Below are 15,703 nucleotides of genomic sequence, written 5' to 3'. Positions count from 1 at the left end.
CTGGGGGATCGTCGCGCATGAACAGAGGAATTTCGGGAGTGTGCGGTGCGTGGCGTGACGGCCAGCCTAGAGGAGGGCTGAACTGCGCGGAATTCGGGGTTGCCGGTACCAAAGCGGCTGCACGGATTCCCCGTGATGTGGTGGAAATACGCAATCCGAGGTTCGTGTCTCCCGTGTCCGCGACGAATATCACGAGCGGTTGTTCCGGCGTACGGCACCGGCTGCCGCCGAGTGGGCGGGGTAGCGGTGCAGGCGAACGTACGGTCGGCGTATAGCACTTGACGGTCTGTTTCACGGGCAACTTCCGTCATCTGGTGCAAAACGCTGAAAGTGGCGGTCGTTGGGGTTACTGTCGGTTCCGTGTTCGCTGCAGAACGTCGCCAATTGATCCTCGAAATGGTGCGGGCCAACGGAGCGGTGTCGCTCCGTGAGCTCGCCCGCGTCGTCCAGACCTCCGAAGTGACCGTGCGCCGAGATGTGCGGGCGCTGGAGGCAGAAGGACTGCTCGACCGCCGGCACGGCGGTGCGGTCCTGCCGGGTGGTTTCACCCGTGAGTCCGGCTTCCCGCAGAAATCCCATCTCGCGACCGCCGAGAAGACGGCGATCGCCGACCTCGCCGCCTCGCTGGTGGAGGAGGGCGAAGCCATCGTGGTGGGCGCGGGCACGACCACGCAGGAGCTGGCCAGGCGGCTCGCCCGGGTGCCCGGGCTCACCGTCGTGACCAACTCGCTGCTGGTCGCCCAGGCGCTGGCGCATGCCAACCGGGTCGAGGTGGTCATGACCGGCGGCACCCTGCGCGGCTCCAACTACGGCCTGGTCGGCAGCGGTGCCGAGCAGTCGCTGCACGGCCTGCGGGTCTCCCGCGCCTTCCTGTCAGGCGCCGGGCTCACGGCGGAGCGCGGCCTGTCCACGTCCAACATGCTGTCCGCCAGCGTGGACCGGGCGCTGGTGCAGGCCGCCGCGGAGGTGGTGGTCCTCGCGGACCACACCAAGCTGGGGTCCGACACGATGTTCCAGACGGTGCCGACCGACCTGATCACGCATCTGGTCACGGACGAGCCGCCGGCCGGTGACGAGCGTGCCGGGACCGAACTCCAGGCGCTCGCCGACCGCGGCGTGCAGCTGGTGGTGGCGCCCGCAGGCCCCGGGGAGCCGGCGGCCCCGCTCCCGGGGCCGCGCCGCCCCCACCCGTTGCGGCCCCCGTCCGTACCACGGCTGGCCGACCTGCGGCCGCGCTGAGGCCGGTCAGTTACGGCCGGGACCGGGACCGCCGGTCGCGGCGTGGAGCGCGGCTGCGGTCATGACGTGGCCTGCGGCTGCCCGCTCAGTCCGGCCGAGGGGGCGTCAGCGGCGCCCGGTGCGGCGAGGATGCCGTTGACGGCGAGCGACATCAGCCGCTCGAAGGTCTTCCGGTCCTCCGGGTTCTTCTCCGCGCACATCACGATCGCCGAGGTCAGCTTGAGCAGGTCGCCGATCTCGATGCCGTCCCTGACCTCGCCGGCCTCCTTCGCGCGGGTCAGCAGCGTCTCCCCCGACGCGCGCAGCCGCGCTTTGCACTGCAGCATCCGCCCGTCCGACTGGGCGAGGATCGCGGCCGACAGCCCGCGGTACATGCCGGAGTGCGCGCCCACCGCGCGCAGCCAGGAGAAGAGCGCCTCGGCGGGTTCGTCCGCGCCGATCAGTTCCCCGGCCCGGTCGGAGAGCTGGTCGAGCTCCCGGATGAAGACCGCGTTCATCAGCGAGTAGCGGTCGGGGAAGTGCCGGTAGAGCGTGCCGATCCCGACACCCGCGTGCCGGGCGATGTCCTCCAGCGCGACATCCGTGCCGTGCACGATGAAGGCCTGCTTGGCCTCCTCGAGCAACCGGTCGTAGTTGCGCTGCGCGTCTGCCCGCATTCCGTCCCGCCTCCCGGTGCCGGGGATCAGCTCCCCGAATCATATTGTAGATCCGGAGGTTGGCTCCGTATAGTTTCCGGAGACGACCTCCGTTTGGCTTCTCCGCTGGAGGCTTACCAGCCATGTCCACGCACGTACTGCGCGATCAGACCTCGACCACCCGCGTGCCGGCTCCCTCCGGCATGCGTTCATTCTTCGCCCTCGCCGCCATCCTCGGTACCCAGCTGATGCTGCTTCTCGACGCGACCGTGGTGAACGTGGCCCTGCCCGGCATCGGCACCCACCTCGGCTTCTCGCCCACCGGCATGTCCTGGGTGCTCAACGTCTACACCCTCGCCTTCGGCGGCCTGCTGCTGCTCGGCAGCAGGATCGGCGACCTGATCGGCCGGCGCACCGCGCTGATCTGGGGCGTCATGGCCTTCACCGTTGCCTCGATAGCCGGCGGCCTCGCCAATGACTCCACCACCTTGCTGGTCGCCCGCGGCTTCCAGGGCGCGGCCGCCGCGCTCGCCGCGCCCAGCACGCTCGCGCTGATCGCCACGACCTTCCGCGAGGGCAGCGAGCGCAACCGCGCGCTCAGCGTCTTCTCGGCGATCTCCGGCGCCGGGTCCGCCGTCGGCCTCACGGTGGGCGGCATGCTCACCGACTGGGGGTCGTGGCGGTGGGTCTTCTTCATCAACGTCCCGGTCGGCGTGGCCATCGTGCTGCTCGCGCCGCGCTTCATCAAGGAGACGGAACGGCACCGCGGTGGCCGCTTCGACGTCGCGGGCGCACTGACCGGCACCCTCGGCATGGCCTCGCTGGTCTACGCCTTCATCCGGGTCGGCGAGACCAGCTGGAGCGACACCCGCGCGGTGAGCACCTTCGTGATCGCCGTCGCCCTGCTCGCCGCGTTCCTGGTCAACGAGACCCGGGTCGAGCGCCCGCTGGTGGTGCTGCGGCTGTTCGCCGACCGCAACAGGGCACTGGCCTACGGGGTGATGCTGCTGGTGGTGGCCGGGATGTTCGGCACCTTCTACTTCTCGACGCAGTATCTGCAGACGTATCTCGGCTACAGCCCGCTCAAGACCGGCTTCGCCTTCCTGCCGCTGGCCGGGCCGCTCTTCGTGGCCGCCAGGATCGCCCCGCGGGCGCTGGCCCGCTTCGGGGCCAAGCGGGTGGCGAGCGTGGGCGCGTCGCTCACCTTGGTGGGCACCATCTGGATCACCCAGCTGAGCGCCTCCGACGGTTACGCCAGGGGCATCCTGCCGACGCTGATCCTGATGGGCGTCGGCATGGGCTGGACGATGATGCCGCTGAACACCTTCATCCTGTCCGGTGTCGAGCCGAAGGACGCCGGATCCGCCTCCGGGCTGCTGCAGACCATGCAGCAGGTCGGCGGCAGCCTGGGCCTTTCGGTGCTGGTCACGGTCTTCGGCACGGTGTCGCGGCACCACCGGCAGGACCCGTTCATCCACGGCGCGACCGCGGCCTTCACCCTGTCGGCGGTCTTCACCGCGACCGCCCTGCTGCTGGTGCTGTCGCTCAAGCAGCCGCGCCGGCACGTGCTGGCCTGACCCCGCCCTGTCCCGCCGCCGGCCCGCAACGCGGCGCGGCACCCCGCGTTCGGGGTGCCGCGCCGCGTTGTCGCCGCCGAGCCGGTGCCGGCTCAGTCCTTGATCTCGCAGATGACCGCGCCGGAGGAGACCGACGAGCCCACCTCGGCCTTGAGGCCGATGACGGTGCCCGAGCGGTGCGCGTTGAGCGGCTGCTCCATCTTCATCGCCTCCAGGACGACGATCAGGTCACCCGCGCTCACCTGCTGGTTCTCCTCGACCGCGACCTTGACGATGGTGCCCTGCATCGGCGAGGCCAGCGAGTCGCCGGAGACGGCCACCCCCGCCTTGACCGCGGCCCGCCGCTTGGGCTTGGCGCCCGCGGCCAGTCCGGTACGGGCCAGCGTCATGCCCAGCGACGCGGGCAGCGACACCTCAAGGCGCTTGCCGCCGACCTCGACCACCACCGTCTCGCGGCCCTGGGCCTCCTCCTCGTCCACCGCGGGACCGGTGAAGGCCGGGATCGTGTTGACGAACTCGGTCTCGATCCACCGGGTGTGGATGGTGAAGGGGCCCTGCGGCGGCGCGAACGCCGGGTCCTTGACCACCGCACGGTGGAAGGGGATCGCGGTGGCCATGCCCTCGACGTGGAATTCGCCGAGCGCGCGGGCCGCCCGCTGGAGCGCCTGCTCCCGGGTGGCGCCGGTGATGACCAGCTTGGCCAGCAGCGAGTCCCAGGCCGGGCCGATCACGCTGCCCGCCTCCACGCCCGCGTCCAGCCGCACGCCGGGGCCGGAGGGCGCGCTGAACCGGGTCACGATGCCAGGCGCGGGCAGGAAGTTGCGCCCCGGGTCCTCGCCGTTGATGCGGAACTCGAAGGAGTGGCCGCGCAGCGGCGGGTCGTCGTACCCCAGCTCCTCGCCGTCTGCGATCCGGAACATCTCCCGCACCAGGTCGATGCCGGAGACCTCCTCGGTGACCGGGTGCTCGACCTGGAGGCGGGTGTTGACCTCAAGGAAGGAGATCGTGCCGTCCTGGCCGACCAGGAACTCGCAGGTGCCCGCGCCGACGTAGCCCGCCTCGCGCAGGATCGCCTTGGACGCCGAGTACAGCTGGGCGTTCTGGTCCTCGGTCAGATAGGGGGCCGGGGCCTCCTCGACGAGCTTCTGGTGCCGGCGCTGCAGCGAGCAGTCGCGGGTGGAGACCACCACGACGTTGCCGTGCCGGTCGGCCAGGCACTGCGTCTCCACATGCCGGGGCCGGTCCAGATACCGCTCCACGAAGCACTCGCCGCGCCCGAAGGCGGCGACCGCCTCGCGCACCGCGGAGTCGTAGAGCTCCGGGACCTCCTCCAGGGTGCGGGCGACCTTCAGGCCGCGCCCGCCACCGCCGAAGGCGGCCTTGATGGCGATCGGCAGGCCGTGCTCCTTGGCGAAGGCGACGACCTCCTCCGCACCCGAGACCGGGTCGGGCGTGCCGGCGACCAGCGGTGCGCCGGCCCGCTGGGCGATGTGCCGGGCGGCGACCTTGTCGCCCAGGTCGCGGATGGCCTGCGGCGGCGGGCCGATCCAGTTCAGGCCCGCGTCCAGCACCGCCTGCGCGAACTCGGCGTTCTCCGACAGGAAGCCGTAGCCTGGGTGCACGGCATCGGCCCCCGACTCGGCCGCAGCCGAGAGCACCTTGGCGACGTCCAGATAGCTGGTGGCCGGTGTGTCGCCGCCCAGTGCGTACGCCTCGTCGGCCGCGCGGACATGCAGCGCGTCCCGGTCGGGGTCCGCGTAGACGGCTACGCTGGCGATCCCGGCATCCCGGCAGGCACGGGCGACGCGTACTGCGATTTCACCGCGGTTGGCGATGAGCACCTTGCGCACGATGGCTCCCTCCATGAAACAAGCCGAGTTTAGGTACTGGCCACACTTGGTGCCGAGGCACCCCTGCACGTGAGCTTGCCCACACGGAGGGTGATCCATGGGCCACAACAACCCGTGAACGCCTGCTCAGTCCACGGTACGGCCCTGCTCCCACCGATGTCCCGCACTACCGGGTGTGGGGGACATCTCGCTCGAAGTCCACGCACGGAGCCGACGTTCTTTTGTGGGAACTCCACGAATAGTGTGCGCAAAGTTTGCCGCCGAGTCTCCTCTCACGAGTGAACGGCGCGTCGCCGACGGACCGTCGGGTGACCGCCCGGGGACCGCCATCGGTACCGCCGGGAGGACCGCCCGGCGACGTCATGCGGCCGCCGGGCGCGGACCGTTGTGCGGGCCCTTGCCCGTCGTCTTACTCGTGAGTAGCGTGCGACCCGCAGGGTTTCGGCCACTGGAGGGGGACGAGCGTGCGCAGAGGTATAGCCGTCGGCACGGCCGTCGTCCTGGTGCTCGAAGCGCTCACGGTCGCCTTCGTGAACTGGATACTCGGCCTCGCCGTACGCCATCAGAGGATGTCGCTGGGCGGCCTCGACCCCGACGCCATGGCCGCCGGATCCTGGGTGGGCGGCGGCCTGTTCGCCCTCTTCCTGGTCGCCTGCGCGGTGCTGGTGGCCCGGATCGCCGCACGCGACCGGATGTGCGGCCGGTTCGGCCGCATCGTGCTCATCGTCTGCGCGGTGGTCCACGGCGTGCTCGGCGCGGTCGTGGTCGGCCTCGTCGGCTGGTACGCCTTTGTGGCGCTGATGCTCGTCCTCGCCCTGCTGGTCGGCACCTTGCTCCTCTACGCCCCCGAGGACCGCTCGCCCGCTACCGCGCCCGCCCCGCCGGCCCCGTCCGGCGCGCCGGCTACGTCCACAGGTCCGTGATCCGCACCCCGAGGTCGGAGAGCAGCGAGCGCAGCAGCGGCAGCGACAGGCCGATCACGGTGCCCGGGTTGCCGTCCACGCCGTCCACGAAGGGCGCGGAGCGCCCGTCGAGGGTGAAGGAGCCCGCCACATACAGCGGTTCGCCGCTGGCGACGTAGGCGGCGATCTCCGCGTCGTCCGGGGTGCCGAACCGTACGGTGGTGGACGCCGTCGCCGACACCTGGCGGCCGCTCGCGGTGTCGATCACGCAGTGGCCGGTGCGCAGCACTCCGGTGCGGCCGCGCATCTCCTGCCAGCGGGCGGTGGCCTCGGCGGCGTCGGCGGGCTTGCCCAGCGCCGTACCGTCGAGGTCGAGCACCGAGTCGCAGCCGATCACGATCTCGCCGCCCTCCAGCATGCCGCCGGCCGCCACCGCGGTGGCCTTCGCCTCGGCGAGCACCCTGGCCAGCTCGGCGGGGCTGTCCGCGCTGATCGCGTCCTCGTCCACCCCGCTGACCAGCACCCGCGGGTCGAACCCGGCCTGCTTCAACAGGCCGAGCCTGGCGGGGGATGCGGAGGCGAGCACGAGCACGCGGCGGTTCGACGTCATCGCACCATCGTAGGCAGCGCCACCGACAGCGCCGCGCCCCGCCCGGCATCCGGGAACCAGCGCCGGGCACGGCCTTGAAGGGCGGGTCACACCCGCCAGGTGGCGAAGGCCATCAGCACCCCCGCGACCAGGGCGGCGACCACCATCGCCCTGCGCAGCATCTTCAGCGCGTGGCGCATCTCCTCGGAGTGCTCCTCGCGCTGGTCGTCCGGCCACAACATGCACCCCAGGTTGCTCCTGGGTAACGCCGCGGCGCCTGAGTACGCGTACTCAGGCGCCGCGGCGGCGGGACGCTCCGGCCCCGGCCGGCCCCGGGTCACTCAGGCCGGCCCGGGGCCGTCGTGCTCAGGCCGGGCCGCCGGGCCAGGCCGACATCCGCCACGCGCCGGGCGCCGGGCGGGGCATCGCCCGGGGGATGTTGCGGGCCGGCGCGGACCAGCCGGCCGCCCGGCCCGCGGGGCCGTCCTCGGCCGCCTCGACCGCCGCGGCCCGCGCCTGGACCAGCGCCACGACAGCGGCCAGCTCCTCGGGCGTCGGCCTGCCGCGCTCCACCTTGATCACCACGGTGTCGTTCCTTCCTGGTCGTCCGGCGTGCCCTGGCCGCTACAGCGGGATGTTGCCGTGCTTCTTCGGCGGCAGGCTCTCCCGCTTGTTGCGCAGCGTGCGCAGGGCCTTGACCAGCTCGCAACGGGTCTGCGAGGGCGGGATGACCGCGTCCACATACCCCCGCTCGGCGGCGATGTAGGGGTTGAGCAGGGTGTCCTCGTAGTCGGTGATGAGCTGACCACGCAGCTCCTCGGCCGCCTCCGGGGTCTCCGCCTCCGCCAGCGTGCGGCGGTGCAGGATGTTGACGGCGCCCTGCGCGCCCATCACCGCGATCTGGGCCGTGGGCCAGGCCAGGTTGAGGTCCGCGCCCAGGTGCTTGGAGCCCATCACGTCGTAGGCGCCGCCGTACGCCTTACGGGTGATGATCGTGATCAGCGGAACTGTGGCCTCGGCGTACGCGTAGATCAGTTTGGCACCGCGGCGGATGATGCCGTCCCACTCCTGGCTGGTGCCGGGCAGGAAACCGGGGACGTCGACGAAAGTGACCACGGGGATGTTGAAGCTGTCACAGGTGCGCACGAAGCGCGCGGCCTTCTCGGACGCGTTGATGTCCAGGCAGCCGGCGAACTGCAGCGGCTGGTTGGCCACCAGGCCCACCGGGCGGCCCTCGATACGGCCGTAACCGGTGATGATGTTCGGCGCGAAGAGGTCCTGGGTCTCCAGGAATTCTCCGTCGTCCAGGACATGCTCGATGACCCGGTGCATGTCGTAGGGCTGGTTGGCCGAGTCCGGGATCAGCGTGTCGAGTTCCAGGTCCTCCGGGGTCGGCGCCAGGTCCGCCGGAGCGGCGAAGGAGGGCGCCTCCTCCAGGTTGTTGCTCGGCAGGTAGGACAGCAGCGCCTTGACGTACTCGAAGGCGTCCTTCTCGTCACCGGCCAGGTGGTGGGCGTTGCCCGAGGTGGAGTTGTGGGTGCGCGCGCCGCCCAGCTCCTCCATGCCGACGTCCTCGCCGGTCACCGTCTTGATCACATCGGGACCGGTGATGAACATGTGCGAGGTCTGATCCACCATCACCACGAAGTCGGTGATGGCGGGGGAGTAGACCGCGCCGCCCGCGCACGGGCCCATGATCAGGCTGATCTGCGGGATCACGCCCGAGGCGTGGGTGTTGCGGCGGAAGATCTCGCCGTACATCCCGAGCGAGGTGACGCCCTCCTGGATGCGGGCGCCGCCGGAGTCGTTGATGCCGATGACCGGGCAGCCGGTCTTCAGTGCGAAGTCCATCACCTTGACGATCTTCTCGCCGTAGACCTCGCCGAGCGCGCCGCCGAAGACCGTGAAGTCCTGCGAGAACACCGCGACCGGGCGGCCCTCGACGGTGCCGTAGCCGGTGATGACGCCGTCGCCGTAGGGGCGGTTGGCCTCCAGGCCGAAGTTGGTCGAGCGGTGCCGGGCCAGCTCGTCCAGTTCGGTGAAGGAGTCGTCGTCCAGCAGCAGTTCGATCCGCTCACGGGCGGTCAGCTTGCCCTTGGCGTGCTGTTTCTCCACCGCCCGCCCGGATCCCGCGTGGTTCGCCTCCTGGATACGGCGGCGCAGGTCCGCGAGCTTCCCCGCGGTCGTGTGGATGTCGTAGTCCGGCTCGGCCATGGAGGCGGCTCTCCTGCTCTCGGCGGCGGTGACGCGCCCGACGGCTGCTGGAGCCGCCCCCCGGTGAACGGACGCTTCTTAACTCGTGAGTAACGCTGTGTTCCGTAGCGTAGTGGCGACTCTCGGGTACGGGCACTGCGGTGTTCACCACACTGCACCAGCACCGGGCCGCGCGGGCGGCGGCACCCCCGTGGCCCGGCGTGTCACCGCCGCCGGCGCTCGTAGGGTGGACATATGACGTCCAGCCGCTGGTCCGACCTCGACCGACCGCCGCTCAACGCCGCCGCGCTGCGCCGCGCGGTGGTCACCGCCGACTCGCTGTGGAGCGGGCTCGACGTTGTGGAGGCCACCGGCTCCACCAACAGCGACCTCACCGCCAGGGCCGCGGCGGGCGCCGCCGAGGGCACGGTGCTGGTCGCCGAGGAGCAGACCGCGGGGCGCGGCCGGCTGGACCGGCGCTGGAGCGCGCCCGCGCGCTCCGGGCTGTTCTTCTCGGTGCTGCTGCGGCCCGGCGCGGCGGCGCCGGACGCCGACAGCCGCGGTGCGGCGGGTGACGCGGCGGCGGCCGGCGGGGTGTTCGCGCCCGTGCCGGTGCACCGCTGGGGCTGGCTGCCGCTGCTGGCCGGGGTCGCCACCGCCACCGCGCTGTCCCGCACGGCCGGTGTCGACACGGCTCTCAAATGGCCCAACGACCTGCTGGTCACCGTCGAGGGCGAGGAGCGCAAGGCCGGCGGCATGCTGGCCGAGCGGACCGGGGAGAGCAGCGTCGTCATCGGCATCGGCGTCAACGTCTCGCTGCGCGCGGCGGAACTGCCGGTCCCCACCGCCGCCTCCCTCGCCCTGGCCGGCGCCCAGGGCACCGACCGCGACCCGCTGCTGCGGGCCGTGCTGCGCTCCCTCGCCGACTGGTACGACGCCTGGCGCGCGGCCGGCGGCGACCCGGCCGCCTCCCGGCTCCAGCAGACCTACGCGGCCGGCTGCGCGACCCTCGGCCGCCAGGTGCGCGCGGAGCTGCCAGGCGGCCGGGAGCTGGCCGGCACGGCGGTCGCCGTCGACGGCGACGGGCGGCTGGTGATCGCCGGGCCCGACGGCGAGCAGCCGGTCGGCGCCGGCGACGTCGTCCACCTGCGGCCCGCCCGGTGACGTCCCCGGCCGGCCCGGCGGTGGCCCGCGCGGTCGATCCCGGCGGGCGGCTTCGGCTGTCCCCGGCGGCGAGCCCCGCCGGCGGCCACGCGGCGGTCCTCGCGGTGGGCGGGGGCCTCCCGGTGCGAGTGAGCTGCGGCACACCTGCCGTATCGTGGACTCGCTGCGTCGTCTCGATGATCGGAAGGGCTGTGCGCAGGGATTATTCAGGGGCCGGGCGGTGACCGTGGACGACCCGGGCCCACCCGTTCCGGACGAGCCGTCCGAGGCCGATCCGGGTGCGGAAGCCGACCCGGACGGCGAGGCCGTCACGGACACCGGCGAGCATCCGCTGGCGCTGCGGCTCGAAGAGCTCATCCTCGGCGCGCCCCGCCGCTACACCCCCTTCCAGGCGGCCCGTGCCGCGGGCGTCTCCATGGACCTCGCCGCCCGCTTCTGGCGCGCCATGGGCTTCGCCGACATCGGGCAGGCCAGGGCGCTCACCGAGGCGGACGTGCTGGCGCTGCGGCGTCTCGCGGGCCTGGTCGAGGCGGGGCTGCTCTCGGAGTCCATGGCCATCCAGGTGGCCCGTTCCACCGGCCAGACCACCGCCAGGCTCGCCGACTGGCAGACCGACTCCTTCCTCGAAGGCCTGACCGAGCCGCCCGAGCCCGGCATGACCCGCGCGGAGGTCGCCTATCCGCTGGTCGAGCTGCTGCTGCCGGAGCTGGAGGAATTCCTCATCTACGTGTGGCGCCGCCAGGTCGCGGCCGCCACCAGCCGGGTCGTCCAGTCCGACGACGAGGAGGCCGTCGACCGCCGCCTCGCCGTCGGCTTCGCGGACCTCGTCGGCTTCACCCGGCTCACCCGTCGGCTGGAGGAGGAGGAACTCGGCGAGCTCGTCGAGGCCTTCGAGACCACCGCCGCCGACCAGGTCGCCGCGTACGGGGGGCGGCTGATCAAGACGCTCGGCGACGAGGTGCTCTTCGTCGCCGACGACCCCGGTACGGCCTCCGAGATCGGCATACGGCTCATCGAGACGATGACCGGCGACGAGACCATGCCGGCGCTCCGGGTGGGCATGGCCTTCGGCACGGTGACCACCCGGATGGGCGATGTCTTCGGTACGACGGTGAATCTGGCGTCCCGCCTGACCTCGATAGCTCCCCGGGACGCCGTGCTGGTCGACGGCGACTTCGCCGAGGCGCTCGCGGAGGCGGGGGAGGCGCCGCTGTCCGAGGCGGACGTGGACGCGGCGGACGCGGAGAAGTACCGCTTCGCGCTCCAGCCGATGTGGCGCCGCCCGGTCCGCGGCCTCGGCGTGGTCGAACCCTGGCTCCTCACCCGCCGCGGCTGACCCCCGCCCCCAGGCCTGACCCGCCGGGCGGCCGGCGGCGCGTGGCAGGATGAGGCCCGTTCACGGGCGTTAACCGGGAGGCGGGTCGATGGCTGAGGCGCGGTACGGCGAGTGGGTGCGGGTCGAACGGCACGGCGGGGGGAGGGTGGCCGAGCTGGTGCTCGACCGGCCCAAGGCCATGAACGCCGTCTCCACGGCCATGGCCGAGGCCATCGCGGCGGCCTGCGCGGCGCTCGCGGCGGACCGCACGGTGAGCGTCACCGTCGTCAGCTCATCCAGCGAGAAGGCCTTCTGCGTCGGCGCCGACCTCAAGGAGCGCAACTCCCTGACGGACGCCGAACTCGGCCGGCAGCGGCCGTACGCCCGCGCCGCGTACACCGGTGTGCTCGACCTGCCGATGCCGGCCGTCGCCGCGGTGCACGGTTACGCCCTCGGCGGCGGCTTCGAGCTGGCGCTCGCCTGCGACCTGATCGTCGCCGACCGTACGGCCGTGGTCGGCCTGCCCGAGGTGTCCGTCGGCGTCATCCCCGGCGGCGGCGGCACCCAGCTGCTGCCCCGCAGGGTCGGCGCCGCCCGCGCGGCCGAGCTGATCTACACCGCGCGCCGGGTCGCCGCCGACGAGGCGGCCGCGCTCGGCCTGGTCGATCAGCTCGCCCCGGAGGGCGAGAGCGCCCGCACCGCAGCGCTCGCCCTGGCCGGGCGCGTCGCCGGGAACAGCCCCGTCGGCCTGCGCGCCGCCAAGCGCGCCCTGCGGCTGGGCCACGGCCTGGACCTGCGGGCCGGGCTCGACGTCGAGGACGCGGCATGGCGCACGGTCGCCTTCTCCGGCGACCGGGCAGAAGGCGTGGCCGCCTTCAACGACAAGCGGACTCCGGACTGGCCGGGGGAGTAGCGCGCGGGCCGGACGGCCGTTCGGCGTAGCAAGCACCCGAACCCGGGGAAAGCTCTCTAACCTGGGACGATGGAGGAAGGGACGGCCGACCTGCGGCTGCGCGCCGTCGTCGAGCTGGCGCAGGCACTCGCGACCGCGCAGACCCCGCAGGACGCGGCCAGGGCCGGCGCGCACCGGGCGCGGCTGGCGATGGGCGGCTCCTTCGCGGCGGTCTCCGCGTGGGAGCGGGAGACCGGGCGGCTCCGGGTGCTGGTCAACGACGGCGACCTCGCGCCCGGCGAGGAACCGGAGCCGGCGGACGAGTCGTACTCGGTGCGCGACTTCCCGGAGATCGCCGAATTCCTGCACGGCAGCTGGGCGCGCGGCGGCGAGCCGCACGCCTGGGTCGAGACGTCCGAGGGCACCGGGGCCTCGCCGGGTGGCAGCAGCTGGGGCCGGGCGGCGGCGCTGCGGCGGCGGGGCCGCGGCAGCTGCGTGGTCGCGCCGCTGGTGCTGCACGGGCGGGCCTGGGGCGAGGTGTACGTCGCCCGCGGCCACGGCGAGCCGCAGTTCGCCCGGCCCGACGCGGACTTCGCGACCGTGCTCGCCGCGGTCATCGCGTCCGGCATCGCCCAGACCGAGCGGCTCGCCGAGGTCCAGCAGCTGGCCTTCACCGACCCGCTCACCGGCCTCGGCAACCGCCGGGCTGTCGACCAGCGCCTCGACGAAGCGCTGGAGCGGCATCGGGCGGACGGTACGGCCGTCAGCCTGGTGGTCTGCGACCTCAACGGCCTGAAGAAGGTCAACGACCAGCTCGGCCACGAGGTCGGCGACCGCCTGCTCGAACGCTTCGGGTCGCTGCTGTCCCTGTGCGGTGCCATGCTGCCCGGCAGCCTCGCCGCGCGGCTGGGCGGTGACGAGTTCTGCATCCTCGCGGTGGGCAGCAGCGCGGACGAGGTGGTCCGGGCGGCCGGTGAACTGTGCCTGCGGGCGGCGAGGTTCGACGTCGGCGAAGGGGTCGCCTGCGGCGTCGCGTCCACCGGCGACCCGATCGGGCCGGTGCGGTCGGCGCGGCGGCTCTTCCGGCTCGCCGACGCCGCGCAGTACCGGGCGAAGGCGCTGCGTTCGCCCCGGCCGATCGTCGCCGGCCGCGAGGGCCCGGAGGACCCGGTCCTCCGCCTGGCCGACTCCCCCCCACCGGTGCCGCAGTCGGAACGCCGCCACCTGCGGGGGCGCGCGCCCGGGTGAGTCCCGCCTGCCGGCGGCTCTGGGGTGACTGCCACGTGCGGTGGCTTTCGCTCTTGCGGTGCGTCGTGGTTTCGCGCGCCGTTCCCCCCAGCGCTTCGCCTGGGGGTACCCCCACGCGCCCCTGGTTCAGGGGGGGGGCGGCCAGGGAGGATGCGCTGCGGGGTGCGAAGGCCGGCGGAGGGGGGAGGGGGCGGGGGGATGGTGACAGGGAGGGATTCAGTGCCTAGGGTGCGTGAATATGAATATGCACACCGTGGTGATCGGGCCGCACGGGGCCGGTCCGGAGGACGTCCTCGCCGTGGCCCGCGCCGGCGCCGTCGTGGAGCTGAGTGCCGCCGCGACCAGCGGCATGGCCGCCGCACGGGCCACCGTGGAGGCGCTGGCTGCCAGGCCGGAACCGGTGTACGGCGTCTCCACCGGCTTCGGCGCACTCGCCGTGCGCCACATCTCCCCCGAGCTCAGAGCGCAGCTGCAGCGCTCCCTCGTGCGGTCGCACGCCGCCGGGATGGGCCCGAAGGTGGAGCGCGAGGTCGTCCGCGCGCTGATGTTCCTGCGGCTCAAGACGCTCGCGTCCGGCCGCACCGGCGTGCGCCCGCTGGTCGCGGAGACGATGGCCGCGCTGCTGAACGCGGGCATCACCCCCGTCGTCCACGAGTACGGCAGCCTCGGCTGCTCCGGCGACCTCGCGCCGCTCGCGCACTGCGCCCAGGTGCTGATGGGCGAGGGCGAGGCGGAGGGCCCGGACGGTGTGGTGCGGCCGGTGCCCGAGCTGCTCGCCGAGCACGGCATCGAGCCGGTGGAGCTGCGGGAGAAGGAGGGCCTGGCCCTCATCAACGGCACCGACGGCATGCTCGGCATGCTGGTGATGGCCTGCGCCGACCTCGCGGGCCTGTACACCGCGGCCGACATCACCGCCGCCCTGTCGCTGGAGGCCCTGCTCGGCACCGAGCGGGTGCTCGCGCCCGAGCTGCACGCCATCCGCCCGCACCCGGGCCAGGCGGCCAGCGCGGCCAACATGGCCAAGGTGCTCGCCGGTTCCGGCCTGACGGGGCATCACCAGGACGACGCCCCGCGGGTGCAGGACGCGTACTCCATCCGCTGCGCCCCGCAGGTGGCAGGCGCGGGCCGGGACACCCTGGCGCACGCCCGGCTGGTCGCGGAGCGCGAACTGGCCGCGGCCGTCGACAATCCCGTCGTCCTGGAGGGGGGTACCTCCCCTGGGGGAGGGCGGGTGGAGTCGAACGGCAACTTCCACGGCGCCCCCGTCGGCTACGTGCTGGACTTCCTGGCGATCGCCGCCGCCGACCTCGGGTCGATCGCCGAGCGGCGCACCGACCGCCTGCTGGACAAGAACAGGTCGCACGGCCTGCCGCCGTTCCTGGCCGACGACCCGGGGGTCGACTCCGGGCTGATGATCGCGCAGTACACCCAGGCGGCGCTGGTCAGCGAGATGAAGCGGCTCGCGGTGCCGGCCTCGGTCGACTCGATCCCGTCCTCCGCGATGCAGGAGGACCACGTGTCGATGGGCTGGTCGGCGGCACGCAAGCTGCGGACCGCGGTCGACGCGCTGGCGCGGATCATCGCCGTGGAGATGTTCGCCGCCACCCGGGCGCTGGAGATCAGGGCGGTCGCGGGCGGCAGGCCCGCTCTGGCCACCGCCGCGGTGCTCGCGGCCGTACGGGACGCGGGCGTGCCGGGCCCCGGCCGGGACCGGTTCCTGGCGCCGGACCTGGAGGCGGCGCACGCCTTCGTACGGTCCGGCGCGCTGGTCCGCGCGGCCGAGGCGGTCACCGGACCGCTGGCGTAACCTGCCAGGTCAGAGCGCGGCCCGGCGTGCCCGCCGGGTCGCGTCGACGACCAGTGCGGCGCCGGCCACCAGGAAGGCCGAGCCGCCGATCACGTACGGCGTGGTGTCGATGCTGCCGGTGTCCGCGAGGTCCAGCTGCTGCGAGGAGGGTACGGCGCCGGTGGCGTGGGCCGGCTTCGCGGCGGGCGCGTGCTGGGGGCTGGCGCTCGCGGACGGGACGAAATACAACGCGGCCAGCACGGAAGCGGCGGCTGCGGCGACGTAAGGGCGGGGCGAGGCCAATGGAACCCCC

15 protein-coding genes are annotated in these 15,703 nt (G+C 73.1%); 8 read left to right on the top strand and 7 right to left on the bottom strand.

Going from position 1 to position 15,703, the window contains the following annotated elements; all coding sequences use genetic code 11:
• Window positions 1-396 precede the first annotated feature (396 nt).
• On the top strand, window positions 397-1,239 hold the full coding sequence (locus OG702_RS13120; protein WP_442814708.1) for a DeoR/GlpR family DNA-binding transcription regulator: 843 nt from the start codon (window positions 397-399) through the stop codon (window positions 1,237-1,239).
• Between the two features lie 59 nt (window positions 1,240-1,298).
• On the opposite strand, the gene OG702_RS13115 is transcribed toward OG702_RS13120, so the two are convergent.
• Entirely contained in the window at window positions 1,299-1,895 is a 597-nt protein-coding gene (locus OG702_RS13115; RefSeq protein WP_327289060.1) for a TetR/AcrR family transcriptional regulator, read from the bottom strand.
• Window positions 1,896-2,017: 122 nt separating this feature from the next.
• Here OG702_RS13115 and OG702_RS13110 point away from each other — a divergent pair, with 122 nt between their 5' ends.
• Window positions 2,018-3,451 (top strand): MFS transporter, encoded by a 1,434-nt coding sequence (locus OG702_RS13110; protein ID WP_327289059.1) that lies wholly within the window; start codon window positions 2,018-2,020, stop codon window positions 3,449-3,451.
• Window positions 3,452-3,543: 92 nt separating this feature from the next.
• On the opposite strand, the gene OG702_RS13105 is transcribed toward OG702_RS13110, so the two are convergent.
• Window positions 3,544-5,301, bottom strand: coding sequence for an acetyl/propionyl/methylcrotonyl-CoA carboxylase subunit alpha (locus OG702_RS13105; RefSeq protein ID WP_327293208.1), 1,758 nt, complete (start codon window positions 5,299-5,301; stop codon window positions 3,544-3,546).
• Window positions 5,302-5,765: 464 nt separating this feature from the next.
• Between OG702_RS13105 and OG702_RS13100 the strand changes: the two genes are divergently transcribed.
• Window positions 5,766-6,224 carry a hypothetical protein gene (locus tag OG702_RS13100; RefSeq protein ID WP_327289058.1) on the top strand — a complete coding sequence of 153 codons (459 nt, stop codon included), beginning with the start codon at window positions 5,766-5,768 and terminating at the stop codon, window positions 6,222-6,224.
• Here OG702_RS13100 and OG702_RS13095 read toward each other — a convergent pair.
• The 4 genes from OG702_RS13095 to OG702_RS13080 form a co-directional block, all read right to left on the bottom strand.
• Complete coding sequence (locus tag OG702_RS13095; protein ID WP_327289057.1) at window positions 6,205-6,813, bottom strand: nucleoside triphosphate pyrophosphatase; 609 nt, start codon at window positions 6,811-6,813, stop codon at window positions 6,205-6,207. The two genes, OG702_RS13100 and OG702_RS13095, sit on opposite strands and share 20 nt — an antisense overlap.
• An 86-nt stretch (window positions 6,814-6,899) precedes the next feature.
• Window positions 6,900-7,034, bottom strand: a complete 135-nt coding sequence (mmpB, locus tag OG702_RS13090; protein ID WP_327289056.1) for a morphogenic membrane protein MmpB — start codon at window positions 7,032-7,034, stop codon at window positions 6,900-6,902.
• 124 nt (window positions 7,035-7,158) lie between these two features.
• The gene (locus tag OG702_RS13085; protein WP_442814402.1) at window positions 7,159-7,377 is read right to left on the bottom strand and encodes an acyl-CoA carboxylase subunit epsilon; all 219 of its coding nucleotides are present in this window, start codon (window positions 7,375-7,377) and stop codon (window positions 7,159-7,161) included.
• A 39-nt stretch (window positions 7,378-7,416) separates the two neighbouring features.
• Window positions 7,417-9,006, bottom strand: a complete 1,590-nt coding sequence (locus OG702_RS13080) for an acyl-CoA carboxylase subunit beta (protein WP_327289055.1) — start codon at window positions 9,004-9,006, stop codon at window positions 7,417-7,419.
• Window positions 9,007-9,240: 234 nt separating this feature from the next.
• Here OG702_RS13080 and OG702_RS13075 point away from each other — a divergent pair, with 234 nt between their 5' ends.
• The 5 genes from OG702_RS13075 to hutH all read left to right on the top strand — a co-directional run bounded on the left by OG702_RS13075 (window position 9,241) and on the right by hutH (window position 15,411).
• Window positions 9,241-10,149, top strand: a complete 909-nt coding sequence (locus tag OG702_RS13075) for a biotin--[acetyl-CoA-carboxylase] ligase (protein ID WP_327289054.1) — start codon at window positions 9,241-9,243, stop codon at window positions 10,147-10,149.
• Between the two features lie 220 nt (window positions 10,150-10,369).
• Complete coding sequence (locus OG702_RS13070; protein WP_327289053.1) at window positions 10,370-11,485, top strand: adenylate/guanylate cyclase domain-containing protein; 1,116 nt, start codon at window positions 10,370-10,372, stop codon at window positions 11,483-11,485.
• Window positions 11,486-11,573: 88 nt separating this feature from the next.
• A complete protein-coding gene (locus OG702_RS13065; protein WP_327289052.1) occupies window positions 11,574-12,377 on the top strand; it encodes an enoyl-CoA hydratase/isomerase family protein in 804 nt (267 codons plus the stop codon).
• 69 nt (window positions 12,378-12,446) lie between these two features.
• Window positions 12,447-13,604, top strand: coding sequence for a GGDEF domain-containing protein (locus OG702_RS13060; RefSeq protein ID WP_327289051.1), 1,158 nt, complete (start codon window positions 12,447-12,449; stop codon window positions 13,602-13,604).
• 238 nt (window positions 13,605-13,842) lie between these two features.
• Window positions 13,843-15,411: a histidine ammonia-lyase gene (gene hutH / locus OG702_RS13055; RefSeq protein WP_327289050.1), complete on the top strand. Its 1,569-nt coding sequence runs from the start codon at window positions 13,843-13,845 to the stop codon at window positions 15,409-15,411.
• Window positions 15,412-15,420: 9 nt separating this feature from the next.
• Here the strand turns inward: hutH and OG702_RS13050 are convergent, their stop codons facing one another.
• Complete coding sequence (locus OG702_RS13050) at window positions 15,421-15,693, bottom strand: LAETG motif-containing sortase-dependent surface protein (protein ID WP_327289049.1); 273 nt, start codon at window positions 15,691-15,693, stop codon at window positions 15,421-15,423.
• Between the last annotated feature and the right edge of the window lie 10 nt (window positions 15,694-15,703).

Origin of the sequence: Streptomyces sp. NBC_01198 (genome assembly GCF_036010485.1) — a bacterium.
In the GTDB taxonomy this organism is placed as follows: domain Bacteria; phylum Actinomycetota; class Actinomycetes; order Streptomycetales; family Streptomycetaceae; genus Actinacidiphila.
This window is presented reverse-complemented; position numbering and strand designations above follow the sequence as displayed.